The sequence below is a fragment of the Galbibacter kalidii genome (genome assembly GCF_026241135.1).
Classification (GTDB): Bacteria; Bacteroidota; Bacteroidia; order Flavobacteriales; family Flavobacteriaceae; genus Galbibacter.
This window is the reverse complement of the sequence record NZ_JAPFGA010000027.1, coordinates 1-26,475: the sequence shown is the minus strand read 5'-3', so window position 1 is coordinate 26,475 and position 26,475 is coordinate 1. Positions and strand designations below refer to the sequence as shown.

Here is a 26,475-nt window from a genome sequence, read left to right as displayed (position 1 = left end):
CTTTAATTAGGTTCTTTTTGTGTTTTTATATCAATCATTATATAGGAATCACTTCCTTGTTTTACGAATTCTTTTATCTTGATCGCCCCTTTTCGCCCGTCTTCGGTTTCAAACAAAACTATAAGTGGCACTTCTGCATCTGTAAAATGCTGGGAACCAGCATTGGTCTCTTCAATGGTTAGTCCTTGTAGTGAACTGTCATCTTCCATAGCATCAAATTCGGTAACCGACATGGAAGCCCCACATCCACAACCTTCCTGGGTATTGATTATTTTGGTATGTGTTGCATTTGGGATGGATGAAAAGGTGGTTTCGTTGGTCACTTCATCCGGCGACACGAACTTGTTAAAGCTGAATGCATCATCCAAACCAAAGAACACAATACCTATAGCTCCCCCTACTTCCGGGTCCACTTCGTTTTCTGAATACACTTCCCTGCTTACGGTAGAAAAGAAGGCTCCGATGCTGTTGGAATTATGAGCTGTATTGATTCCCAGTTGTACATCGGTAAAGGTTCTTAAATTGGTGTTCGGAAATACTTCAAAGGTTTTTGTCACCTGCTCTGTTTCCTTCCCGTTGGTTGCTTCCAGGGTGATGGAATGTATTCCCGGGGTGTCAAAAGTCACTGTTGGCGCCTCTTCTGTTGAAGTTTGCGGCAACCCATTGTCAAAACTCCAATGATATTCCGTAGCACTGACACTGTTGCCCGTCATCGTCAAAGTCACCGGTGCTTGATAGTCGTCATCCTGAAAGGCTACTTCCCAGCCAAAATTGACTTCTAGGTAAGGTTTTACAGTAATTGTCTGTTGCTGCGTATAACTTTCAAAATCTGTTGCTGCTTTTAGAATGATCCTGTGTTCCCCCGGTTCAGTGAAAACAACATTTTGAGGGTGTTGTTCGGTTGACGTTTCCGGATCACCACCTTCAAATGTCCATTCATAAGTGCTGGCTCCGGTTGTATTATTGGTAATTTTCACTTCTACGGGAGAATAATTGTCTTCGATCACCTCTACGTCAAAATCCAGGGACAGTCCGTCATAAACGGTTATGGTTTCTTCTTTTTCTGCTGATTCCCCATCTTGATTGGAGGCCTCTAACCTAATGGTGTACTCCCCACCTTGCTCATATACAATCGTTCCAGGGTTCCTACTGGTGTTCATCGTATTGGATGTACTCCCTTCCAATATCCACTGATAGGCATCTGCCCCGGTGGTCATGTTGTTGATTTTTACCTGAACAGGTGTTGAATAATCTTCATCTATCACGATAAGCTCATAATCGATATTAACAGGGATTGCCTGTTCTTTGGTGCAGGAGAAAGCGATAAGCATTAACATGCCTACTAAGTATTTTAATTTATATGTGTGTTTATTTTTAATCACTTGCTCTTTTTAGCTCTAATTTTAAATTACTTCCTTAAATTACCCTTCGATACTTCGTCAACCCTTCGACAGGCTCAGGGTGACAATATTGCTGACTCCTGACTTCTCACTTTACTTAATTATCACTCTTCTTACTTCATTTCCTTTTGGTGTTTCCAACAGTATGATATAAGTCCCTGGCGGCAAGACCACTTGATAGTCCTCCAAATAATTATCCCTGTTGATCAACGAACGTTTATCTGAAACCTCAGCGGTGAGCAGGCTTATCATCCTGAGTGATAGGTCAGCAACTTCAGAAAGCTCTATTTCTACGGAGAAGTTTCCATTTGTTGGGTTTGGATACACCATAAATTTCTTTATGAAAGGTTCTTCGGCTTCTCCAATATCATACAGATCTGTCGGTTCCTTCACCACAATTTGCTTGGTATAATCCTGATAACAATCCCCTTCAAGGGTTCTCAACCTTACTTCATAAGCCCCTGTTTCTTTAAATTTCAAGATAAGGGCTTCACTGCTTTCCGAAACAATGGTCACCCCGTCCGGTACATACCATTCTGTACCTTCACCTAGCGGACTGCTCACGTTCACCAATACCACTTCCTCACCAACAAAGGCCTGTGAGGTAATCAAAAAGTCGGCATCTATGGCAGCACTACTGGCTTGCACTTCTATTTGATCCTGACCGATACAACCCAAAGCTGTTGTAACCGTGGCGGTGTAAATCCCGGCTTCACTTAAAGTTACTTGCGGGCTAGTACTTGTAAATCCGTTATCGGATTCCCATTGATAAGTAGCTCCGGGGTCATCGATGGTGATGTCCAATGAAAACTCCTGGTTATTGCACAAGGTCCTGTCTTCACCCAAATCGATATGTACCGGTTCCGGATCTTCAAGTATAATTTCTTTATAAGCGATACACCCTTCAGCATCCACGATCTTCAAGGTATATGTGCCTTCGGAAAGGTTTTCCAGGGAATTCGTTGTTTCCCCTGTATTCCACTGATATTCATAAGGCGGAAGCCCTCCGGTTACGTCAATGTCAATCTCCCCATCACTCCCTTCAAAACAAGTTGGGTCCTTTTGGGTCACCACATCAAACTCAAGTCCTCCGGGCTGTGCTACCTCAACATTTCCACTTACCTCACAACCACGGCTATCGGTCACAAAAACGAAGTAGGTCCCTCCAATCAGATCAGTAATTACAGGGGTGGTTCCTCCATTTGACCATTTGATATCATAAGGCGGTACCCCTCCGGTTATAAAAACTTCAGCAGAGCCATTATTTCCCGCATCACAGCTTATTTCTGTGGTGGTAAAACTGACTTCCAGCAGCTCCGGTTCCTCAAAATAGAACGTACTGTCAATGGCCTCGATCAAATCATCACTTTGATAAGTTCCCATAACACTGCCATTTGCATCTTCAACATTCAAAGCATAATTCCCATCGTTTAGGTTGATGGCGATACTATCGAGTTGATCGGTCAATTCTTCCCAATTCCCATTTTCATTTTGTTTTTTCCAATGGTAGATGTACGGGAGTCCGGTTTCAAAAGGCACGCCCCCACTGATATGCGCTACCAAGGCCCCATCGCTAAATGGGTCCTGATACTCATTGGCTGTATTACAGGAAATAGGGGTTTGTATTTCTATGACGGCTTCAATAGGTTCATGAATGGTAAATTTGCTATTGGCATGGGTACAACCCAGTTTGGTCATGGCAATTTCATAGTTTTTATCCTGAGCAGTCAAATAATAATTCCCGGCAGGGATATCGGTCAAACGAATTACATAGGTACCGTCAACCACCACGGCTGAAGTTAGGGCATTTAGCAATGTTCCTTCTTCGTTTTCCCAGAAATAGGTGTAAGTGCCATCGTCAAAAGGGGTTCCCCCGACAATAACGGCTTCTATCCAGGCATCGGTTGCCCCGATACTGCTTGGCCTGTTGTACTGTGGGTAACTGATCTCAACCGGAGCTTCCGGTTCTTCAATAGTAACTTCTGCAATGGCTTCACAACCCCTGGAATCGGTAACATGAACTTCATAGGTTCCGGCACTGAGTTCTGTAGCCCTTGCCAAAGTACCCCCATTGGACCATTCAATGGTATACGGGGCTGTTCCTCCGGTGATGGAAACTTCGGCCCAGGCGTCACTCCCTGAAAAACAATATACATCTTGTTGGGTCGTACTTATTTCTAAAAGTGGTGGCTCTTCCAATGTATAGAGCGTGTCAATGGCTTTTTCCAATTCATTATCACTACCATAATTTCCTAAAACCACCCCGTTGGCATCTTTTATATTGACGGCGTATTCCCCGGCATCGAGGTTAATGGCAATACTATCTGTTTGGTCGGTAAGCACCTGCCATGTTCCATTTGCATCCTTCTTTTTCCAGGTATAGTAGTAACGAAGTCCACCATTATCTCCAGGTTGTAACCAGACCCCACCTTTGGCATGGGCGGTAAGCTCTCCATCGGCCCAGGGGTTTCCATATTCATTAAGGGCGTTACAGGAAATAACTTTTGTTTTTTCGACAGAGAGTTCCAAAGGGTCGGGTTCGTCCAATTTATACGCATCACTTGCCGTACACCCTAAGTCGCTATCTGTTTTTGAATAATTGGCATCGGTAACCGTTAAGGAATAGGTTCCCTTACCTATATTATTTAGTTTGATGTAATAGCCATCGCTTGCCAAGGAATCGGTGACTTGAGCATTTAGGTTATTTCCAGCTGCATCTGTCCATTGATAATTGTATGTTTTGTCCGGTTTTGCTGTTCCCCCGGTAATTTTGTATTGGATGTACCCATCGGTAAGTCCAGCAGCTTTGGGTTGTTTATAGGCAAATTCTTCTATCATCAATGGCTTGTCGGGTTCGTCAATGACAACTTCCCTTGTGGCATAACAGTCGTTAGAGTCATAAACGTACAAAGTATATGTTCCGGCATAGAGGTTTTCTATCCTACTTGTTGTTTCTCCATTATTCCATTCGTATCTGTAGGTATCCTCTCCATTTAATGTCCCACCGGTAACACTGGCTTCTATCCATGCATTGTTTCCTCCGTTACATAATACATTTAGGGAATCTATAGTTATTTTTATCGGAGTTGGTTCATTTAACTCTTTCTCAACAGGAGTTTCTTCAACAAGTTTATTGTCTTCATACCTTCCTATAACAATTTCGTTTTTGTCTTTGATATTGACAGCATACTCTCCTTGGGGCAAATCGGATAACACACTGTCTTTTTCTTGTTCCATCTCGATCCATTGCCCTTGAGTGTTCTTTTCATACCAGGTATAATAATAAAACCTACCTCCATTATCCCCTGCCTCCAAACGTACCCCTCCCCGGGCACGGGCAGTCAACTCCCCATCCATCAGATCAAAATCATCATCGGTACTGGCATTGTTACATGAAATCGCTTGAGTTTCATCTATAATCAAACTCAAAGCTTCCGGTTGACCTATCTCGATATCTTTAACTTCAATTGTACATCCCTTACTATCTTCAATTTTTGCTGTGTATGTACCTGCACCAACATCCAACAACCTTTCGCCATACTCAAAACTATCGCCGGTTTCCCCATTTGAACCTAGATCTGTATTGGGATTGTTTATGATTGACCCATCTTTTTCCCAAACCACTGTATAACCGGTATCGTTATGGTTACCCCCACTGACTTCAATCGAAATCACCCCATCGGTAAAACCATGGGCAGTGGGTTCAGTGGTTTCAAGGTCAATAAGAAATGCCTCTAGGAGTAGAGGTTCATTGATAGAGATTTCTTTAAAATCAACATCCTCGGTTATATTTCCATTTCCATCCCTTTTTAATGCATCACAACCATTCGAGTCCCTAACAAATATCCTGTAGCTTCCTTCTTCTTTTACTGTAATAATGTGGTTAGAACCATTGGAGAAATTTGTCCAGTTATCCACAACACCCCCACTTTCATCATACATGATATATTGGTACTCCCCGGTAAGCCCTCCCGTAGTTGAAAGTTCGATTTGTCCGTCCTCTGTCTCAAAACAAGTAATGTCCTGTAATTTAGTTGCAGTAAATTCAACCGGAGGTGTTTGTGGAATTACAATATCGGTACTATATGTCCCATCTCCCGTGTATAAAATCGCACCTTCATAGCCGGAGTCTTTTATATCCCCGTTCTCTTCATCAAAATTGGTGTCATCATATGGATAACCATCATAACCGATAATTTCAAACTTATAATTTTCACTTGGTGGAATTCCCAGTACATCCAAATAGTATTCACCTCCCGATTCTTCAAATTCAGTGATATTGTTGTTGTTAGAAACCGGAACATAATATGTTATACCCGTATCGGGATCAGTAAATGCATCTATCTCTGTATCATACAATACATAACTAATATATTCCCCAAGATCAATTTGTCTATCAAAAAACACTCTTGTATAGGCATCACTTTCTCCATAACAAGTGGCTTGAAAACTTCTGGTCCTTACAATCGAAGGGGCCGATTTTCGAATGGTATACCAAATAACATTAGTAGTATTATCACCACATGTATTAATCCTAAAATATATCCGTTCATTAATTACATCTTTAGGTAAAAACCCATCAGCTTCTAAAAAATCTTTTGGAATTATATCAAAATTTTTTCTACCATTTGTCCATGACGGCATATTTTTCCAATTATTATACCCAATAGAATATTCCCAATTGTATACACTACTTGAATACATATCGGATTCTGGCGTGACGGAAAGATTGAACTCTTTATCATAGCCTATATTATTATCAGGTAGTTTATTTAATTCTATTATTGGATAAATTTCATAATCAAAATTTATTCTATTGGAAGCTTCAAAATCCCCTCCATTTCTACCATAATGTTCATAATGACTTATTGTACATATATCGTTAAGATACTCTATTCTTCCATCAGGATAGATTTCTGTTCCGCCACATGGATTACTAAAAACCCCATCTTTCCTCTCATTTGTGTAGGTTTGGACATATATTGATTTTAAATCCCCAGAAATCTCTTCAACAGTGTCGTCCATATATTTCATCCCTTTCCCACCTCCAAAACTATAATATAAGAATTGCTGGGATGGAGCTCCTCCATAAAACTCCGCTGTCATTTTCACCCAAGATTCACAAACACCTTCATCCCCATTTACTTCGAGAGACAGGTTTTTTATTTCAATTCTATACTCTTGGGCAAAAGTTAAATTATATCCAAAAAACGATAAGACGATCAAAAGTAAAACTCTCTTCATACCATCAATATTTTACATCCACAGTTTCCAGTCTGGAGAGCTCCCCTGTTTTTAGGGTTGCCCTTAGATGGTAACTGTATGTGTTGTTAGGGTTAATGTTTTTATCCTTTATCTCGGTAATACTTGCCGGTAATACCCTAAAGGTTACAGGAGGCTGGTTTGATGCGTTTTTATAAATGGTCACCTCGGCAACTTCATCTTGATTTTTCAGCTTCCAGTGGAGTGCTATCGTTCTGTTTTCCCTATCGGCATAGCCGGAAAGGGTTTTTATATATTCTTGGGGTTCCAAATTGGTAACGGTTACCGTTATGGGTGTAGAGGGCTCTGATTCCAAACCGCTTTTATCCGTAGCCATAATGGCATAGCGGTAGGTCTTGTTTTTGCTTACTTTTTTATCTGTATATTCTTTTATGGTATCATTGGTGGAAAACACGATCCCCCATGGCAGGTTGTCGCTTATGTTTTTTCGGTATAGGTTATGGATAGCATTTTCTTCACTGCTTCGTTCCCATTGCAACAGTACCTTGCCGTCTTCTACTTTGTAATTTGTGAATATAGGCGATGATGGGGGTACTACATCCGGTTTTTCCAATACCAGGGTTTCTGAAAAATCAGACTGGTTATGCCGCTTGTCCAATGCTATCACACTATAATATACTTTACTGTTGAGGGATTTGAGGACAACGGTATCTTTATAGGTGGTGTTCTCGGTTGGGGAAACCGTTAACTGTACCGGTTCTTCTTTTTCAATATTTTTCCTGAACACCCGATAACCGGCTATATCCCTTTCCGTATTTGCTGCCCATGATAAATTTACCACGCCCAAGCTGTCTATGGCCCCTTCCAGTTCGACCGGAGGTAATGGCGGTATGGAATCCACAGGCTGTATCAAGGTGGAAAAGGATTCCTTGACCTGATTGTTTTCACCGACTGCTTGGATTTTTACATAATTGGAAGGGTTGAGTTCTGAATACAGAATCTCCCTTTTATGAACGGGAATACTGTCAAAAATCACCTGATAGGGGCCTGCATCCTTATCTGCCCTTGTCATGGTAAATTTTGTAATGAGATCTTCCCCTTCTTCGGGGTACTCCCACTCAATAAGGGCTTCATTTTGATTGTCGGTCCACTGAAAATCGGATATCCGGGGCGTAAACACCAATGTCGGGCTTCCTTCCCCTGAAATCACCTCGGAATAGGGGCCTTTCTCACCAAAAGGGGAAATCCCGTAGACCCTGTAATAATATTTTTTATGGTTTTGTGCCAAGGTATCCACATAATACATGCGTTTGGCAGGTGCATTGGGTTTATCGTTCAAATTAATGATTGGGGTCGGGCTTAATACCTTAAAATTAGTGCCATCTTTGGAGCGTTCTATATTATAAGAGGTGTAGATCGTTTTAAAAAGTTCGTATTCCCAAGTAAGCATGACATTTTTATCGCCCCAAACCCCGTGTAAACCCATCGGCTGCGGAAGTTCTTCATAGCTATCGATCCCCACCAATACCGAAGCACTTTTTACGGTGGCAATTTCTTGTGGAATGGCTGTTTTTATCTGATACACATATTCCTCCCCGGGTTTTACCTCATCATCCACATAACCCCATCCTGCTTTTACGGCAGCTTTAAAATCCATATCGGCAGCATACAGGCCAAAGGAAAAACGTTGCTCCTGTTCCTGGGCCGTATTGACAATCTCTGCCAGCTGACCTTGGTTTTGTGTACCTTCTACCTTAAACCCTTCACCATATAAGGCCTGGGCAATAATGGCGGCATAATCGCTTTCTTCTACGATCTGTTGCCACTCTTCCAACGGATCGGCTTTGATAAAAATAGGAGCCGGATTGACCTTTTCCAAGGGGTCAACCCGGATTCCGTTTCTTTTAAATACATACTTATCCAAATAAAAACCATAGGTATTGGCCCTTTGCCACTCCAAAGGCCTGTCCACCGCCCAACGGAGCAATATCCGATCCTGTTGTGCACGGGCATGTAATTGAACAGCAGCCGTATCACTTACAGCAGGATTGTATTGTGCTTGCATCAGAAATACAAACAGCAACCCTAACAATGTAAGTACAGTTTTTTTATGTGGGTATATTATATGCATTTAAAAAAAGGTAAATATTTTAATAATCTTCTACCATTGTATAAATAGAGATAATCACCCCATCATCACCTGAATAACGAACTGTCATTTTATTATCTTCAAAGGTAAATTCCCCTGTTCTTTCCTCACCATTTTCATCTTTAATAGCATAAGTGTTATTCCCTCTATTTTCCCATGTCCCCTCATAACTACCATCAAATTTACATGTAACTGTATCATCCGGTTCAGGATCAGAATAATTGGCCACAACAGCCATTCCATCTCCATAAAACTGCAGGCTAGAGTTTTTTCGACAATTGGAAATATTCAAATCAACTTCTTCCCCATTTACAACTTCTTTCTCAGCAGTAAGCTTCCATTCAGCAGTTATTGGATCATCTCCATTATCATCATCATCACTACTACATGAGAGAAAAGGCATTACGGCTACCATTAAGCATAAGTACATTAGTTTTTTCATCATTTTTAAAAATTTTAAAATTGTTAATATTTGTTTATGTGCATTTGTTCAATGTTTCTCCCTTAAGGCTGCACTTTTACCTTAAGTTCTTTATCTAAATCTATTATTGTTTTTAAAGTCATACTGTATACTTGTTCCCCTAATACCCCCCGGTAGCATATACTGCATATTTACAGTGTACTTGCCATAACGCATAAAGTAATAGTCCTTATCCAAAAACGAATAGGCAGGGTGGGAGCGGGTAATCTTACCATCCACATAGTCGTTTATAATCTGGGAATGTAAATCCACCCAGTCTTTTTTATAAATCAATGGGAGGTTATAGAAATAGGGGAAGTTATTCCGCATCCACGCCAGATTGGTTTCATACTCTGCACTCGTTAGATAATGTGCTAAAATTGGTACAGCTTTTTTAGGTGGCATCCCATATTCGTTTTCTTCCCTGTTCTTCACGGTGTATTTTCCGCCGAAGGGGTAATGGCTGTACAACGGCGGGTTCATGTCTTTTTGGTAATAATCATCGGAAAGTGTTGCCGTTACACTCACCAAGGGTTTGTTTTCGGTATAATCATTCCCGGTTAATTCCGGTACGTCAAAGGTTTCATCACTTTGAATTTGATTGGCCAGGAAAATCACATCCGAATAGATCTTGCCCCAATTTCGGCTCACCGTATTTATGTTCCTGATCTTTTGTTTAAAGGTGTTGTACCTACTGGTCTTAAAATCATAAGCAAGGCGTTCTATCTCACCGTCCTGAATGACATTTTCGGCTTGGTTCTGACGGATCTGGGTGGTATTCCCATCCCCGGCATCTTGATTTTTATAGGTCGTTTCGTTATTGGAAGTACTTTCCTTTTTGGTAGTGCTCACAATAAGCATTTTGTATTGGGTATTGTTGCTCAGGTCCGGTGTATTGTAGAACACTTTATTGTCCCCTGTATCGTAATTGAAAGCTGTTGTGCTTTGCTTTCCAGTTTGATCAATCACTCTGATATCGGTTTTCCAATCGGCCAAATCAAACAGGTAATCCTGACCGCGTTCCAGCTGGATATATCCTTTGTCATATTCGTTTTTCAGGAAATGCTTTTGATCGATGACTGGATAAGAGTATACAATGTTATGCAATGGGATATGGTCCGGTGCTTCCCCTGTTGTGAAATTCCGAACTTCGGTCTCCACTGCTTTTTGTCCATCGACCATAATGGTCTGGTACTTACCATTGACATATTCCTTGAAGCTTACTTCTACCTCAACTTTCATGGGCTCATGTGGTGGCAGGATATCCGATGATATATAAGTCCCCCGGTCTCCATTGGTCCCCCATTTGATCCTCCCGGGGATCTCTTTTCCTTCATGGACAATCCTGAATTTCTCTACAATGATCTTATAGGTTTTATCGCCATCGTCTTCCGGGATAACAATAGGTTCATTGACTTTCATGGAGAAGGTAGCCTGAGGGGCAGCAAATACATCAATATCTTTGCTGCCATCCTTTGGGGTGACATCTGCTATGATCTTCATTCCCCCAAGTGGTGAAGCGTCCATGAGTTCACATTCTTCTCCTATGGTGAGTTTTAACCGGAAGTTCCCTTTTATAAGTCCCCCCAAGAGTTCAAATTCACCGGCCACATAGCCACGTAACCATACGGGGTTTGGTGCCTTGGCCTGCAGTAGAACAGCAGCAGCCCCCTTGATGATCGGGATCTTCTTCCGTACAAAGAACAGCTTGATATTGATACCCAGCTCTCCCTGCAAATAGGCATAGGACTGTCCATTGGCGTACCAGCCATCTATCCCTATCTGATCGCCCCCCCTGTTTTTACAGGCGGCCTCGCCATAATCCTTGAGCATAATGTCAAAACCGGCCCCGGCCTGGAACCTAGCGTAGACCATCAAGAAATTAATATCCCCGGTGTCCACTGAAAAATCTGCCCCGAATGCAAAGCCTCGACCTTCACCCAAGGCATTGAGATCCCGCATATAATCCAGGGTCTGTACATCCTCCCTTAAAATTTCGGCAACGATAGGTGGCGGTGGCGGGCTTCCCGGGATTTTATCCCCCATCATAAAATACCCTCCTGTTTGTATGGAGACAGGTCCTACTCCTATTTTTAGTCCGAGTCGATCTGTTGGTGTTCCCATATGGATATACCATTCCCCGGGTGCAAAGTGATACACGGCCCATCCTGCCCTGCCTTTACTGGCCCTTCCGGCAACCACTCCACCAGCAACATTTACATAGAGATCGAACTCCCCGTGAAGGGTTGAGTTTTCAAAATCGTACTCTATCCCCACATAGGCTTCAACCCCCATTTTCGTGCTGATATCCGGAAAACTCATATCAGCTTTTTTAAGGAAGGGTTTCCCAACTTTTGCCAAAGATGAGTCATCATCTACATTCATAAAATCATCCAATGCAGGTGCACTCTCTTTGACTTTGTCCATCAAGTTATTGATATCGTCCCCCATGGGCAGTTCAGCCATAATCTTGGCCTGTCCGTAGAAGCCCATACGGGAGATCCCCCCGTGATTATTGAACAAGACTTCAAATCCGGCCCCGCCATTGACAACCCCATTGGCCCCGACGTAAAACATGATCATGGCTTTTACACCAAGCCCCATATTTTTATCGGGGGCATAAGCCAGCCTGTTTTTACCGCTTAACCCGCTCTCCTGAGCTTCCTGATCGGAATAATAGGCCGTGGAAAAAGCAGAACTAAAGCCTTTACGCTTCATTTTATAATAGGCTCCCCCCGCAAAACCGGATGGGACGATCAACCCCGGCGTTCCCGGGGGCACCAGATTGTTTACACTGGCATCGAAGTACCAATACCGATATCCGTCTACACGGCCAAATATCCCCGATGCTCCAATCTCCACATTTCCCAAGGATTGAAATTTCGCCGTGAGTTGCCCGGCAAAACCATCGCCATATTCCGGGTCATCATCCATAATCGTCAACCTTCCTTCAAATGAAAAGGCACTCATATCTGCAGAAATAAAAATCTCTTGGACGTCCAGTCCGTCATATTTCCATCGCTGCCTGTAATCCCGCTCCTCATTTAATGCTTGAATCCCCAATCGGGTAGAGCCTCCAAATCCTGCCCCATCCATCAAATTGATATTCAGGTCAAACCACAAGGATGCATAATTTGCTTGTGTAGTTAATTCTATATTGGCTATTGATACCGGAAAATTCCCGAATTTCACTTCATCATTATACCCCAAATAACCAACGGCAAATACAGGGCTCTCGGTCTGCAATACCATTTGCTGGAATTCAATGCCTTTAAATTGTACGATTGCTGTAGAATCATTTTCTTCATATTCCCCTTCGGTTTCCAAACTCTTCTTTTGACTCGCATTGATAGCCAATCGACCGTTTAAAATTGCCCTGGGCCTAAACTTACTTTCAACCACCCGTAACTCAATACTGCTATTTGGCAATAGCTGGCCTTTGGCTTGCCATAGGTTAAAGTCAACTACAGAATCCGTGGCCACATGCAGCATATATTCTTCTTCGGTGATAAGTCCGGCATAACGCAAACCTATTTTCCCGCTTTCATTGGTTTCTTTGGATACAGGCATCAAAATCCGTCCATTAAACCCTGCCCCAATAAATTGATTGGCCGCCAGGCTTACTTCAATATGATCCAAGGAATATGCCCATGCCCCTTTCTCATTGGTCCTTCCTTCATCCATCTGGAACAGGTTATCGGCATAAAAAGTCCCCGACAATCCATAAGAGTCAAAAATCATATGGTGGGCTCCAAAACCGATACGCTCTTTTCGCTCAATGGCCCCTTTGGTTTTATATTCCTTCGGCAATCGAACATCAATGGTTTCTATATAAATCCCTCTCCATGTATTTGGGTTGGGCATTAACAGTCCTTTTTCGACATAATATTCCGGAAAATGGACATTAGGGGAATTACGCAGGTCGCTAAAATCCAATACCGCCTCGTTTAAATAAAACTGGAAGTTTCCATCATAATCCTTTCCATTTCTTTTTTGGGCGCGGGTAAATGGTTGTACGGACACCCCAACCAAAAGATCGTTCCAATCTTCAACGGTCACATTAAAATCAGCCCTAACCCTTTCCCCTGAAGCCTCATCAACCTCACCATTAAGTGTCAACGGAAGAATATATTTCCTGGAAAATTCAACAGAACCATCCAAGGAAAGGTTTTTTATCCCATCGCAATCTATGGTAGCATAGGTCAAGTCCATAGTGGCACCTGTTCCCATATCCATACCGCCATTAAATGTAACCAACCAGTTCCCTCCATTAAAAGGGATGGGGACATCCCCCAACAAAACCAGTTTGGCATCACCAATAATCCCTCCCTGATGGGACAGTTTTACATCATCGGCCCCAAAAAATAGTTCCAAAGGTTCCCCTTTTTCATTGCTCTGTGGTATCCGGACCCTCGCAAAAACAGTAAGTTTGGTATATTTCGGGTTTATTTCAGCTTTTACAACCCCTATGGCATATTCCACATTTCCAACGGAATCTTTCACCCCCACAGGTAGCGTCACGATATCTTCATTCCCGAAACGTTTTACCCACAATCCGCTTTCTTCTATTTCATTGAAAGACTCAGCTGCTATCCCTTGTTGGGTTGCAACTGTATCCGGTATTTTATAAGTATCTTTTATATACTGCCAGTTGAATTCCGGGGATGAAATTTTTCTATTAATTGAATTTTCTACAGGTTCCGGGAACTTGGATGCCAACTTATCTAAAAAAGAAGGCGACACTTTTTTTTCAGGGACCACAGGCTGCTTTTTGGCATGGAGTGAAAGGGTATCGCTATGGAACAAAGTTAAATATCCCCGGGTTGAGGGATATGATAGCAGTGCACTAAAAAAACATATACAGGGTAGTAGTCTTTTCATAGGCATAGTTTTGGTATCGTTATAGGGCACGACTTTACAGAACCCTCCCTGTTGTTTTTAGACACAAGTTTTCTACAAAAGTCACTACAAATATACTTTTTCCTATAAAAAATCAAAGTTTTGAAGACTTCAAATCTATATATTTTATGAAATTTATTTTGCAATTGACAGAAAAATGATAGGCTATTTTTTCTCATTAACAAATGATATATAACATAGAAGAATTCCTGTTTGTTATAAAATGATAAACAGGGGCTACTGCTCAACCTTGCAAATTGCCCTTTTAGAGATACATACAACAAATGGTGTTTATTTCTTTTTTGACATGCAGCCATGGAGGGGATTCTTTGCTAAAATAGTAAAAATATTCAATTCCATACCGCTGAGGATGAACATATTGTCGATAAGGGGATTTTCCCCCTTTTTTAAAATTGTATAGATAGTTTGGCAATATCCCATATATATGTTTTCATTGAAACATCCCCTTCATTTCCTTGTAAATCTGTATAAAATTGCTTCCATTTCTGTTTTATAGATTTAGGCAAGGCAAGGAACAGGTCATCGATTTCCTTATATTTGCTTTTTAGGGTTTCCCCATACTTTAACCAAATTTTTAATTTTTGGGGCTTATTGATATGACATTTTTTTTGCTTGTTGAAATGCCATTTGTTTTATCCTTTTCCAAAATATATTTGACGAAAACAACACATAAAGCCTTTTATGGCTTATGTATTGCGTCGGGTTTGAGGGTACCTTAAATCTTAAAAAACGGATCAGGATAAACCTGACCCGTACTATTAATCAACCAGCCTGAACTTAAACTGCCGATCTTGTTGGTTTTGTAAAACGTTAATTAAACCCAAAACAAAGATGGCTTGACCGATGCCTTTAATCAACCGGTGTGTAATATTCGAGGCACCTGATGTAATAAATGGCTAAACTTCTTATAAAGAAGAAACAAACGTATCGCTCTCCATACGTTTTATGGGTAGTACCTTGATACCTTTATTAATATTTGTCAGGGGTTTTCTTTTCCTTCCTTCTTAGCCTTTTGATAGTGTATTTGCTCTTCTTCCTATCCAACAGGACGGCCAAAGTGATAAACCGAAAAAGTAATAATAAAAGCATTGCTTTGGTTGGGGCTTAATTCTTTAGGGGGCAGGAAGGTAAAAGGTCACATTGTGACAGAAAAACAATGGTCAATATAATCAATGTCAATGACTTATTTTGCTCTCCTCTATACAAAAAATTTTAACCTCATAACTACTTCTTTAAAGGCTTCTAAAAGTCTCTGGCCTATTACATCATGCATACCGGGAGTTAAAGTCATAAAGATATCGAGGTAAGAAAACTTTCTTTGAACACCAATTTTTCCAAATAACAGTCGATTAAACTGGGTTTAGAGCCTGTTTAAATTTTATTCAACATAATCTTTATGGCGGACAATTGCACCATTGTCTCGGCCGATTCGCAAAGGAATTCATAATCCTTTGAAAGCCTCCGATGGGCGTTCATCCATGCGAACGAGCGCTCGACCACCCACCTTTTGGGCACCACCTTGAACCTTTCCGCATTATCCGTTCGCATGACGATACCAATGGTGAACCCAAGGGCTTTTGCTGCATTTTCCACTAGCTTCCCCCTGTATCCGCCGTCGGCGAAGACCGCAAGGATGCCGTGGATCGATTCCCTCAGCCGCCTGAACAGCAGCACGGCCATGGTACCGTCGTGCAGGTTGGCACTGTGCACCAATACGGCCAATAGCCATCCGTTGGTGTCGGTCACTATGTGCCTCTTTCGGCCGTTGACCTTTTTGTTTCCGTCGAAGCCCTTCATCGCATTGGGCAGCCCGCTCTTGACGCTCTGGCTGTCGATGATGCCAGCGCTCGCACCGGCATTCTTGCCCCGCTTCTTTCTGGCAAGTTCCCTGAGGCGGTGCATCACCTCCTCTATCACTTCCATTCCCTCCACCTGCTGTAGTGGTAGTAGACCGTCTGCCATGCCGGGAAACATTTCGGGAGCATCCGCCATTGACAACCTGTCCGGACAAGGTAGAGCAGCCCGTTCCATATGGCCCGCAGACCATGTTTTCGCTTCCTATCGGAATGGGGGAGCATATTTTTTATAACTTGCCATTGGCGGTCGGTAAGGTCGCTCGGGTACTTTCTCATCTCTTTGCTTTTTGTGGTGAAAAACAAAAGATCCGAAACCTATCCTTGCGATCCAAGCCGCCATAACACTTTTTTCAATTTAATTCCAAAACAAGCTCTTAGTTCCCGCCATCTCTAAAAACCCTTCAGAATCCTTGTTTAAATTGGCCTCCTTATCCTTGATAATATTATCTCTTTCTTCAGGAAGCATACTTCGTAAGTACAATTTAGATTTCTCCCTATCTCCCCATTCTTTGAGACTTTTGCAACATGATTTTGAATTGTAGGTTTGGATCAAGTTTTAAACATACAAAATCAAAAAACAGGCTATAAAAATCCTAAAAAGAAGAGCCCTAAACAGGCTTTAACCCATCAAACAGGCTCCTCAACAACGATAAAGATAGCATTGAACCTAAACCATTTCATTAGTCAAAAATGATCTTAACATTCCCTTCCTTTCTGCCCTCTTGTACTATTTTTTTAATTAGGGACATTTTTTCGTCTTCGGATATTCGGATATCATCATGAAGACTTTCCCAATTCTTAATTGAATCTTTGTCGGCATAAAATGCTGGGGTCGTGGTTAGCTCACCTTCAATTTTTAAGGACTTACCCTCCGTTTCAACTATAATATATGATCTGGTACCAGTTATTTTCATCTTTTAAAAATTAGTGTTTCCTTCAAAGTTACTGGGTCTATGGTAAATATCCTAGTCACATTTTTGTTTGCCTTCAGGGCAGGTAGTTCAACGGTTTCCCAAACGCTGCCTGGTCTTAAATCCTTTCCTATGACAGCTCGGACATCCCCAACAGCTTCATTTGCATATAATTTAGATACTTCCTTCCAAGCTTCATGTACTAACATATATTCTTTTTGCTATATTCATTTTTTGATGATTTTTTTGTTAATGTTTGTTTAATAGCCTCCCAAGGCTTTGCCTTGAGGAATACTTTTTTTTTACTAAAATTTGAAGTCAATACCTACGTTGACAAAACCTTTAAACCCACACCCAACTTCTGCAAAACCTCCTATTTTTTTACCCACTCGGATACCAATAGGATTTACTTGGTAGGCAAAACCAAAGTCGGTCTCATTTTTATTTTCAATCTTATAGAATAAGCCTACAACTCCAGCAGAAGTATTACCATATAATTCTAAGATGCCACTCTTTAAGTAGGTATATTCAAACTGTGGCATAAAGGCTAAATAATTAAGGTCATTGTCTTTTGAATTACCTTTCTTATCCTGAAATTTCAAGTAAGAAACTCCAGCTCCTACTTTAATTCTATCAGTTATTGACCTTTGATAATTAAGGTTAAGCATTCCAAAAGTAGCAATTTCAAAATCACTGCCTTCTCCATCTAGTATCGACTCGAAAGACTTGGCTAAGCCATAGCTAAGCTCTAATGGAATGGCATCACTTAGAGATACTCTAATTTCGTTTTTCTCTTGGGCATTTACATTAACAACTCCAACTAGAGCAAGTAATAAGATAAATGACATTTTAAATTTTGTGTTCATAATATTTTGTTTTAAATTTTTATATATGATTAACACGTATAAAAATTAAATACCCCTATTTTATATATAAATTCGATTATTTTTACGTTTTATAAAAAATGGGAGAACAGGACATATATATAACGTTTAAAAAACTCTTTGAAGAACACTATACAAAATTGTGCTCTTTAGCATACAATTACTTAAAAGACATAGACCAAAGTAAAGATGTAGTGCAAGAGGTTTATATTAAAATTTGGGAAAAAAAGAAAACGGTAATTACTGAAGCTAATGCACACTACTATTTTTATACCTCTGTAAAAAATAATTGTATTGATCTACTGCGAAAACATAAATACACTCTTTCTTTAGATGATAAAGTTGTTACAGAAAAAACATCTAATAATTTGGCCCCTGATATAGATGAAGATAAAAGCGAAGTAAACACTCAGGAATTCGTTCAAAGGGCCTTGGATAGGTTACCGCCAAAGTGTAAAACCATATTTATGATGAGTAGGTTTGATAATATGACCTATGCACAAATTGCAGATAAGCTAGGGCTGTCTGTAAAAACTGTTGAAAACCAGATGGGAAAAGCCATCCGGATAATGCGTGAGTTTATTAAAGAAAATAAAATAATTACAACATCATTATATTAAATATGAAGTTTGACAAATAAATCAATGGGGGTTTTGGAAAAAAATACGTTTTAATTAAAATGGACAACATCGATAACATACTTGCAAAATATTTTTCTAGCGATTTAAATACGGAAGAGTCTTTGATATTTAAGGAATGGAAAAAAAATAATCCTGAGGAGTTTAGTGCTTTAGAGTCTATTCATAAAGAAGCAAAACCAGCTAATTTTGAACATTTATTTGACGTTGCAGAAGGTTGGGCTGAAACTGATAAAAAAATTAAAGGAGCAAGACAAACCAAAACAGTACAACTTAAAGCTTTTAGAGTTAGACAATGGAGTATAGCGGCATCTATTGTATTTTTAATCGGGCTTGGTAGTATTGTGTTTATGAATTTAAATGCTACTGTCAATGTACAAACAGCAGATTTTGCCAAAACAATACACTTAGATGATGGTTCGGTGGTTGTTCTAAACAAAAACACCGAGTTGGCGTATCCTAAAAAGTTTGACTCTCAAAAAAGAACTCTTTCTTTAAAAGGTGAAGCGTATTTTAATGTTGCTTCAAATCTTGAACAACCCTTTGAAGTATCTGTAGATAATATATTGGTTACAGTTTTAGGGACATCTTTTGACATAAAATCAAAAGAAGATGATTATACCGAGGTAATCGTAAAAACAGGTAAAGTTTCTGTGTATTCTGAAATAGACAGTAAAGAAGTTATACTATTGCCTGGAGAAAAGGCTATTTATCATAAAAATCAATTAGTAAAAGCACCTAATGAAAACAACAAAATCTCGGAATGGAAAACAGGGGTTTTGATTTTTGAAGACAAACCGCTAAGTCAAATTATCATAGAGTTAGAAAAATATTATAAAAATAGAATTGTTGTAGAAGGCGATATTTCAAAATGTTATGCATCTGTTGTTTTTGACAAACAAACTTTAGAAGATGCTCTTAAAGAACTACAGTTATTATTTGGTTTTGAAATTAAAGAGAATAAAAATAATACTTTTACATTGAACCATATATCTACGTGTCAATGATAAAATGGCTAAAAGCATCTACAACACTTCTAGTTTTATTTTTTTCGATAAGCTTTTATTCGTGCTACGCACAAACTACACCAGATGTTTTTTCAAAAGACATCTATGTAACAGGTCGCAAAATCACAGTTTCAGACTTATTTAAATTAATAAAAGAAGCAAATATAAAACTCACTTATAGCTCAAACGATATAGATTTGAGTAACGAGCTGTCACTTGATAAAAACCAGTATACAGTAAGAGAAATACTTAACTTGGTAGTTAGTAACAGTGATGTTAGGATAGTTTTAAAAAACGATAAAATTATACTTACATCGCAACCAATAGGTAAAAATACTATTAGCGGATTTGTAAGAGAAGAAGGAACAAATGAAGTCCTTATTGGTGCGATCGTAAGCGTTTTAGGGACTAACTATGGAGTGATAACAAATTCTTACGGCTTTTATAATTTAATCCTAGACCCTGGAGAATATGAGATTGAGATTAGCTACACGGGTTATAAAAAGCAAAAGAAGCAAATAGAAATACAATCAAATAATATAAATCAGGATTTCTTTTTAATTGGAGGGATACAATTGGAATCGGTAGTTGTAGTATCGGAGCTAATTAATAAAAAACCATACAATACCAGTGATAAACGTATTACAAATGATGATATACGCAGGTTTCCAGTATTGCTTGGAGAGAGTGATCCTTTAAAGGTTTTAAAACAAGCAGCAGGAGTTTCTGGTAGTGTAGGGAGTTCAACTCTAAAAAACGTTAGAGGAGGGAATCCAGACGAGAATTTAGTTTTAATTGATGGCGTACCCGTTTATAATTATAACCACCTAGGAAGTATTGTTTCTATATTTAACACCCATTCAATTAAACAAGTAGATTTTTACAAAAGTGCTTTTCATCCCAAGTATAATGGGAGGTTGTCATCGGTGATAGATGTACGCACTAAAGATGGGGATATGGAAGAATACCACGGCAACCTTAACTTAAGTCCTATAACTTTTTCTGCATCTTTTGAAGGTCCCATTAAAAAAGAAAAAGCATCTTTTATTTCTAGTTTTAGAAGAAGTTCGGTAGACTTAATAAGCAAATTAATATCTGGCAACTCTGATTTGAACTATTATTTTTATGATTATAATTTTAAAACAAATTATATCCTAAAAAATTCTGACAGAATTTTTCTAAGTGCATACGTAGGTAAGGATAATTTAAAACTTGATGAAATAGACCTTTTATCGCTTAATGATTTAGTGTTAAACTGGAGCAATCAACTTGTGGCTTTAAAATGGAATCATATTCATAACTCACGTACCTTTCAGCACTTTAGCTTAACTTATAGTAATTTTAATAATTACTATTTAGGCAATTTGTTTGAGGTTAATTCTCGAAATGACAACGCTATAAATTCTGAACTAAATTCTAGAATTAATGATTTAAGTTTCAATACAGAAATGGAGCATTCGATTTCAGAAAAATCAAGAATGGATTTTGGACTAAGCCTTAAGCTGGTTAGATTTAACAATTCGTATTCCAGAAATAATTCCAATGGAAGTTTAACCCAAAATGAGCAAGAAAACAAATCCTTTCACCTCAATGCTTATGTGGAAAATAGAATACAATTAAATAAAAAACTGTTGTTTAAAGCAGGGGTTAATTTTGCAAACTACTTTTTAGATTCAAAAAGTTATAATTTTTTCTTACCCCGTTTATCTGTTTATTATACTTTAAATAAAAACAATTATTTCTTTGGGTCTTACTCTTCGGTCTCACAATTTAATCACGAAATTACACCAGCCATAATCTCTTTACCCAACGAGTTTAGAATACCCAGTACAAAAAGTACACCTCCTAAGTTGTCAGAGGCTTTTGAAATAGGATATAATTATCATTTCAGAAAAAAGAATAAATTAGGCATAAGAGCATATTATAAAAATATTGATGGTATTATAACTTACCGACCAGGTCAAGATATACTTACAAGTAATTTAGCGTTAGATATGGAAGACCGTATACTTAGAGGAAGTGGAACCAGAAAAGGAATTGAGCTTGAGACGACCATATACTTAAAAAAGTATTTAAATCTTGAAGCTGCTTACACGCTCTCAAAAACAGACAATAGTTTTGATGGGATTAATCAAGGAGAAACGTTCCCATCAATATTTGACTACAGGAACATTTTTAATACCGCTATCTATGTAGATATTACTAAAAATATATCTTTCAATACTACATTTAGCTACAGCTCAGGGACGAGAGTAAATATCCCTGTCCATACGTATCCAGATATTGATGATTCAATAAATGTCAATCCATCCACTTCACTTACATTCCAAGGGTCCTCCCCTAATCTATATAAGTTGCCAAACAATTATATCCTTAATTTAGGAGGTAATTACGAGAAAAAATTTGAGAATAACACCGTTTTAGACATCAGTGCTGGATTATATAATGCGATAGGAAATACATCACCATTAGTATCTGGTGCAGATTTTAATGAGGATAATAATAAAATAGAGATATCACAAATAAGCTTAAACGAAAGAATTCCTTATATCAATATCTCTTATAGTTTTTAAATTATGAAAAAATATCTTTTAATACTATCCATCGTTTTCCTATTGTCTTGTAATCAAGATACAATTGAGGATTTTAAATTTGAGGTTCAAGATGAAATGGCCTTACTAGGAGAGCTTAATCAATTAGATACGCTTCAGGTTATTTTAGTGGAAGTGGGAAATCTAAGTACAGGGTCTGATATAAACATAATTGAGGAAGCAGAAGTTGTAGTGTTAAATAATAATGACGAGATAATAGACCAATTGTACTATAGTAGCATACATCAAAAGTGGAGGTCTAATAGTAAAAGTGACATAAACTCAGGCGCTGTATATAAGATTGAAGCAAAATTTGATAATCACTTAATAACCTCCAGTACATTAGTGCTAAATCCTATAGAAGCGACAATTACAAATGTTTCAACAGAAGAATTAGAAACCTCGATAGATATTAATATAAATAATATAGGTGGAGAAAATTCTTTTTGCACTATTGAAATTCTTTCAAGGGAAAAAGAAAGAGAAGCTACAGATTCATACACAAGAGTTCCTGTTTTTACAGATAATACAGAAACAGATAATCGTAGATTTAACGAGTTTACACCTCCCTATAATAGGGTGTTTATACCTATCCATGAAGAGTCTCCCATCTATACTATAAAAGTTACTATTGAAAATACATATTTAGACACCCAAAATAAAGACTACTTTCTTTGGGTAAAGCGTATGGACGAACAGTATTATAATTATTTATATAATTACGAATTACAAAAAAGCGAATACAACCTTATAGATTTACCACAATTAAATACGAATATAGTTGATGGTATTGGTTTCTGGGGAGGATGTTTTAAAGATGTAGAGCAAATTATATTTTAATGTTATAAGATTCAAGATGAGTTCATTATGGTTTTAAAAAACTCTATAAACTTTGTGTGGGTTTAAGCATAATATTTATAACCCTTGCCATAATTGGTTTTTTAATTCTTCTATAATTCCCCCCAAAAATAGGACAGTAAGTTAAGTTAACGTGAGTTCGATGTAAGAAAGTTGGTTTCAAGGCAAGAAAAAAGCAGAATATTTTGTAAATTAAAGTATTGATAATAAATCTACTATGTGGATATCCCAAAAATTAGGGCAGTAAGTTTAATCATTAAATTTACTGAATATGACACGAAGAAAGTTTACCCCGAAGTTCAAGACCAAGGTTGTCCTGGAAGGCTAAAAACACCATACGGTTTCCCCTATGGAGAAATTAACTCTCCTAATACTATGAATCCTTATCTTGGGTGGTGTAGAGGTGCACTCCGTCAGTTACTGACGGACCCGTCTGCTCGACTGGGCTTTCGGGCTTTTTTATTCAATATCCTTTTTTAATTTATCAGGATTTTGTCTTGTGTCAAATATCGTAATAATTTCAATCTCATTCGATTGTTTTAATATCCGATAATAAAAAGTTGTTTGTTTAGTCACCACACATTTATATAGTCCTTCGTATTCATTTGACTTTGGGCAACTATCTGGTTGAGAAGAGATTTGTTTGATTTTATCGGTTAACTTTGCAATGAACTTATCACGTGTTTTTAAGTTCCATTTTTCCAGCAAATATTCAGATAATCGAAGAAGTTTTGATTCGGCAAGTTCGGATAAGAATACTTGCATTAAGAAATTTTCTTTAAAAATGATTCATAGGAAACCCTTTTTCCGTTGTCTAATTCCTCAACACCCTTTTTAATTTCTTTTTGTTCAGCTAGACTTAACTCATTCCAAAAATCGGTTTTTTCCTTTTTAACAAAATCAGCTACTCTTTGGATAAATTCAATATTATCATTTTCCAGGATAGTTTTGAGTAATTCAAGTTTTGTTGTTCGAATATCCATTTTTAAATTTCTTTAAAACAAATGTACAAAAAATATGATTTGGTTCGATTTCGATTTTTGTCAGTATGAAGCCCAACCCGTTATATGATCATTAAGATACATTTTTATCCCTTAAACCCACCTATCGGCAGGCAAGATTTCGGGATAACAACACTTTTTATGGTTTTTTCGGGTTTTGTTAGCAATGCTACCGTAACATTTAACATACTGCCATCTCTGTTTTCTGATGTTCCTAAAGAAAAGCGTTAGGCTGTGTTTTAACATGGTCTTTCGTTTTTTGATATCAAAACCGGGGTCCGGCAGAATTGATGTTGTTCTTGGTTCATTCTGTCCTTAGGGCTTCCACGGGATTTCGGTTCGAAACTATAAAGGTTTGCGGCACAATGGCCAAAAAACCTAGGATCAGAATAAACAATGCTCCCAAAACGATATTCACAAACTCAAATGCTGTTTTGTTGACAAGGCGCTCCATCCATAAGGTGTTGGCATAATAACTTAAAGGAGCGGCAATGGCCATGGCAACGGCCAGCAATACCAAAAATTCTTTTGAAAGCAAAAAGACAAGTGCAGTGTCCTTGGCTCCCAGGACTTTTCGGACCCCGATTTCCTTCAAACGGGTTACTGCCCTGGCTACTGATAGGTGGGCATAATTGAGACAAGCCAGTGCCATTACCAATATGGCCAGTCCTCCCAAAATATAATAAGCAAACAGGGGAAGGCTGTCAGTAGGGTCATTGCCCAAGACCGGGCCGGGCGATATTTTCGTCAATGGCTGTGCCAGAAACGTTGTACCCCTTAAATTTTCGTCATCCCGGTACTTGCCTTCTGCGAGTGCAATCAAAGCGATATCCAATTCCCTCTCCTCTGCCTTGGGGTGTACCAGGACATAGGTATAGCTTCTTGAAAAATCGCCCCAGTTTGCCGAGGAGTCATATAGCCTCAATGTCTTCAACGAGGTTTCGGAGACCAGCACATCGAAGGTAATGTGCGATTTAAGGGGTGTTTTGGCCAACACTCCCGTAATGATATAAGAGCCCCATTCAACAGGGGGGTTACCTTCGTCGGTAAACATGTCGAGCCCTCTATCGTAAAATTCAATGGTTTTTCCCACAGGGTCTTCATTACCAAAAAGCCGTTGTGCCACTTTATGCGAAATGACCATGGTATTGGGTTTGGACAGGGCAGTTGCCTCGTCGCCCCTTTCGAGCTCAAAATCGAAAATCCTGAAAAAGGAATTGTCGGTAAAATAGCCCCTTATCTCAGAAAAATGCTGTCCGTATACCGCATCGCCCCCAAATCCTTTGATCAGGTGTGTTGCCTCTTTGATGATGGGATAATCGGTGCGCAAGGCCTCTGCTAAAGGAGCCGGCCTACTGGCATAAGGTCTTTTTTTGTTACCCGGATCGATGTTTATCCGATAGGCATCATTCTTTTTTCGGTGAAACTGATCGTAACTCTTTTGGTCGGCCAACATAAGAATGATGAGCATACCGACTGACATGCATTTACCATATTATTTCTTTTAATTTCCCATTTAATCCTCAGTTTGTATCGGATATTACAAAAATCATACCATGTAATACATATGGTTATTTTCATAATAATTTCTCTTGTTAATTTGCATGCATAATATTTTGTAGAATGAAGGTGTCCTGTCTCATGGAATGCTGCAATATTGATTAAAAATTAGGAAATATTTTTTGTAAATCCGTCTTTGAGGAGCGCTGAGTAGTGTTAAAATCAGCATTGTTTCAAATGCACAACGAGTTAGAATTGAAGAAATAAATTAATCGTGAATACTTAATATACAGATTTATTCGAACACCAGCTAATATGGTTGTTAGGGTTGCACTTTACTTAACTTAATTAAAAATAACACAGATGAAAAGAATTTTATTGTTTTGTACATTATTGCTGGGGGTGTCTTTGTCTGCTCAAATAACTCCGTTTGAAAAGAAATTCCTATTACCAACGGCCGGGTCATAAGTGGAAACCATAACGACCTGTTTGAAGTAGCCCCTCAATACTCACTTATGACAAAACAGTTAAGAAAATGCAGCATCTGTTTGGACAACACAGCATTCAAAACGCAGACAAAGGCATAGACAGTAAGTCGCTTAGAAGAGCTATACAACGTAAAAGAATGAAGCTAAACATAAACATCGTAGAAGAAAATACCCGAAACCGTAAAACGGCCAAATGAGAAGGAAAAGATATTTCAACCAAAACATCTATGACCAGAGATTTGTAAATGAACGGGCTTTTGTTTGGATGGACAATTTCAGGATGTTATTTATCCGGTTCGACAACCTGGATTCTTCTTGGTTAAATTGGCATTATTTGACGTTTGCCCTTATCTTGCTAAAAGTTTAAATGAGCTCTATATTAAAATCACCCCACTCCTCGCCGAGACTGATATCTCCTTATCTTAATTATTAACAAATTTTAATAGAAACATTATGAAAAGAATTATGGTATTATTTTTCCTGGCATCAGTATGTGGTGTTTATGGCCAAGACCTTCCGGAAAACCCAGAGCCGGGAAAATGTTATGTACGTTGTACAACCCCCGATGTCTATGTCAATGAAGACGTAC

General features: G+C 38.8%; 19 protein-coding genes and 1 pseudogene. 6 read left to right on the top strand and 14 right to left on the bottom strand.

What is annotated here, in order from left to right; translation table 11 throughout:
• Nucleotides 1–2: 2 nt before the first annotated feature.
• The 11 genes from OOZ15_RS18770 to OOZ15_RS18720 form a co-directional block, all read right to left on the bottom strand.
• Complete coding sequence (locus OOZ15_RS18770; protein WP_265957986.1) at nt 3–1,382, bottom strand: PKD domain-containing protein; 1,380 nt, start codon at nt 1,380–1,382, stop codon at nt 3–5.
• A 111-nt stretch (nt 1,383–1,493) separates the two neighbouring features.
• On the bottom strand, nt 1,494–6,644 hold the full coding sequence (locus tag OOZ15_RS18765) for a T9SS type A sorting domain-containing protein (RefSeq protein WP_265957985.1): 5,151 nt from the start codon (nt 6,642–6,644) through the stop codon (nt 1,494–1,496).
• Between the two features lie 4 nt (nt 6,645–6,648).
• Entirely contained in the window at nt 6,649–8,754 is a 2,106-nt protein-coding gene (locus OOZ15_RS18760; RefSeq protein WP_265957984.1) for a fibronectin type III domain-containing protein, read from the bottom strand.
• A gap of 19 nt (nt 8,755–8,773) precedes the next feature.
• The gene (locus OOZ15_RS18755) at nt 8,774–9,202 is read right to left on the bottom strand and encodes a lipocalin-like domain-containing protein (RefSeq protein ID WP_265957983.1); all 429 of its coding nucleotides are present in this window, start codon (nt 9,200–9,202) and stop codon (nt 8,774–8,776) included.
• A gap of 102 nt (nt 9,203–9,304) precedes the next feature.
• Nucleotides 9,305–14,113 (bottom strand): hypothetical protein, encoded by a 4,809-nt coding sequence (locus tag OOZ15_RS18750; RefSeq protein ID WP_265957982.1) that lies wholly within the window; start codon nt 14,111–14,113, stop codon nt 9,305–9,307.
• Nucleotides 14,114–15,523: 1,410 nt separating this feature from the next.
• Nucleotides 15,524–16,114 carry an IS5 family transposase gene (locus OOZ15_RS18745; RefSeq protein WP_265957981.1) on the bottom strand — a complete coding sequence of 197 codons (591 nt, stop codon included), beginning with the start codon at nt 16,112–16,114 and terminating at the stop codon, nt 15,524–15,526.
• Nucleotides 16,066–16,230, bottom strand: a complete 165-nt coding sequence (locus tag OOZ15_RS20365) for a transposase (protein WP_265957991.1) — start codon at nt 16,228–16,230, stop codon at nt 16,066–16,068. Before OOZ15_RS20365 ends, OOZ15_RS18745 begins: the two co-directional genes overlap by 49 nt.
• Nucleotides 16,231–16,363: 133 nt before the next feature.
• Entirely contained in the window at nt 16,364–16,561 is a 198-nt protein-coding gene (locus OOZ15_RS18735) for a hypothetical protein (RefSeq protein ID WP_265957980.1), read from the bottom strand.
• 127 nt (nt 16,562–16,688) lie between these two features.
• Nucleotides 16,689–16,922 (bottom strand): Imm74 family immunity protein, encoded by a 234-nt coding sequence (locus OOZ15_RS18730; RefSeq protein ID WP_265957979.1) that lies wholly within the window; start codon nt 16,920–16,922, stop codon nt 16,689–16,691.
• Nucleotides 16,919–17,128: a hypothetical protein gene (locus OOZ15_RS18725; protein WP_265957978.1), complete on the bottom strand. Its 210-nt coding sequence runs from the start codon at nt 17,126–17,128 to the stop codon at nt 16,919–16,921. Before OOZ15_RS18725 ends, OOZ15_RS18730 begins: the two co-directional genes overlap by 4 nt.
• 96 nt (nt 17,129–17,224) lie before the next feature.
• Nucleotides 17,225–17,785 (bottom strand): outer membrane beta-barrel protein, encoded by a 561-nt coding sequence (locus tag OOZ15_RS18720; protein WP_265957977.1) that lies wholly within the window; start codon nt 17,783–17,785, stop codon nt 17,225–17,227.
• Nucleotides 17,786–17,883: 98 nt separating this feature from the next.
• On the opposite strand from OOZ15_RS18720, the gene OOZ15_RS18715 reads away from it, so the two are divergent.
• The 4 genes from OOZ15_RS18715 to OOZ15_RS18700 are packed head-to-tail and all read left to right on the top strand — an operon-like array spanning nt 17,884 to nt 22,879.
• The gene (locus OOZ15_RS18715) at nt 17,884–18,423 is read left to right on the top strand and encodes an RNA polymerase sigma-70 factor (protein ID WP_265957976.1); all 540 of its coding nucleotides are present in this window, start codon (nt 17,884–17,886) and stop codon (nt 18,421–18,423) included.
• 59 nt (nt 18,424–18,482) lie between these two features.
• Nucleotides 18,483–19,448, top strand: a complete 966-nt coding sequence (locus OOZ15_RS18710) for a FecR family protein (RefSeq protein ID WP_265957975.1) — start codon at nt 18,483–18,485, stop codon at nt 19,446–19,448.
• Nucleotides 19,445–22,021 carry a TonB-dependent receptor gene (locus OOZ15_RS18705; RefSeq protein ID WP_265957974.1) on the top strand — a complete coding sequence of 859 codons (2,577 nt, stop codon included), beginning with the start codon at nt 19,445–19,447 and terminating at the stop codon, nt 22,019–22,021. The genes OOZ15_RS18710 and OOZ15_RS18705 overlap by 4 nt, the downstream gene beginning before the upstream one ends.
• A gap of 3 nt (nt 22,022–22,024) precedes the next feature.
• A complete protein-coding gene (locus OOZ15_RS18700; protein ID WP_265957973.1) occupies nt 22,025–22,879 on the top strand; it encodes a hypothetical protein in 855 nt (284 codons plus the stop codon).
• A gap of 477 nt (nt 22,880–23,356) precedes the next feature.
• On the opposite strand, the gene OOZ15_RS18695 is transcribed toward OOZ15_RS18700, so the two are convergent.
• From OOZ15_RS18695 to OOZ15_RS18685, 3 genes are all read right to left on the bottom strand, one after another.
• Nucleotides 23,357–23,662 (bottom strand): type II toxin-antitoxin system RelE/ParE family toxin, encoded by a 306-nt coding sequence (locus OOZ15_RS18695; RefSeq protein ID WP_265957972.1) that lies wholly within the window; start codon nt 23,660–23,662, stop codon nt 23,357–23,359.
• The gene (locus OOZ15_RS18690; RefSeq protein WP_265957971.1) at nt 23,662–23,880 is read right to left on the bottom strand and encodes a hypothetical protein; all 219 of its coding nucleotides are present in this window, start codon (nt 23,878–23,880) and stop codon (nt 23,662–23,664) included. The genes OOZ15_RS18695 and OOZ15_RS18690 overlap by 1 nt, the downstream gene beginning before the upstream one ends.
• A gap of 322 nt (nt 23,881–24,202) precedes the next feature.
• Nucleotides 24,203–25,369 carry an ABC transporter permease gene (locus OOZ15_RS18685; protein WP_265957970.1) on the bottom strand — a complete coding sequence of 389 codons (1,167 nt, stop codon included), beginning with the start codon at nt 25,367–25,369 and terminating at the stop codon, nt 24,203–24,205.
• Between the two features lie 564 nt (nt 25,370–25,933).
• Between OOZ15_RS18685 and OOZ15_RS18680 the strand changes: the two genes are divergently transcribed.
• Both OOZ15_RS18680 and OOZ15_RS20360 read left to right on the top strand, forming a co-directional pair.
• Nucleotides 25,934–26,083, top strand: coding sequence for a hypothetical protein (locus OOZ15_RS18680; protein ID WP_265957969.1), 150 nt, complete (start codon nt 25,934–25,936; stop codon nt 26,081–26,083).
• Nucleotides 26,084–26,339: 256 nt separating this feature from the next.
• Nucleotides 26,340–26,475, top strand: a pseudogene (locus OOZ15_RS20360) (OmpA family protein); the annotation flags it as partial.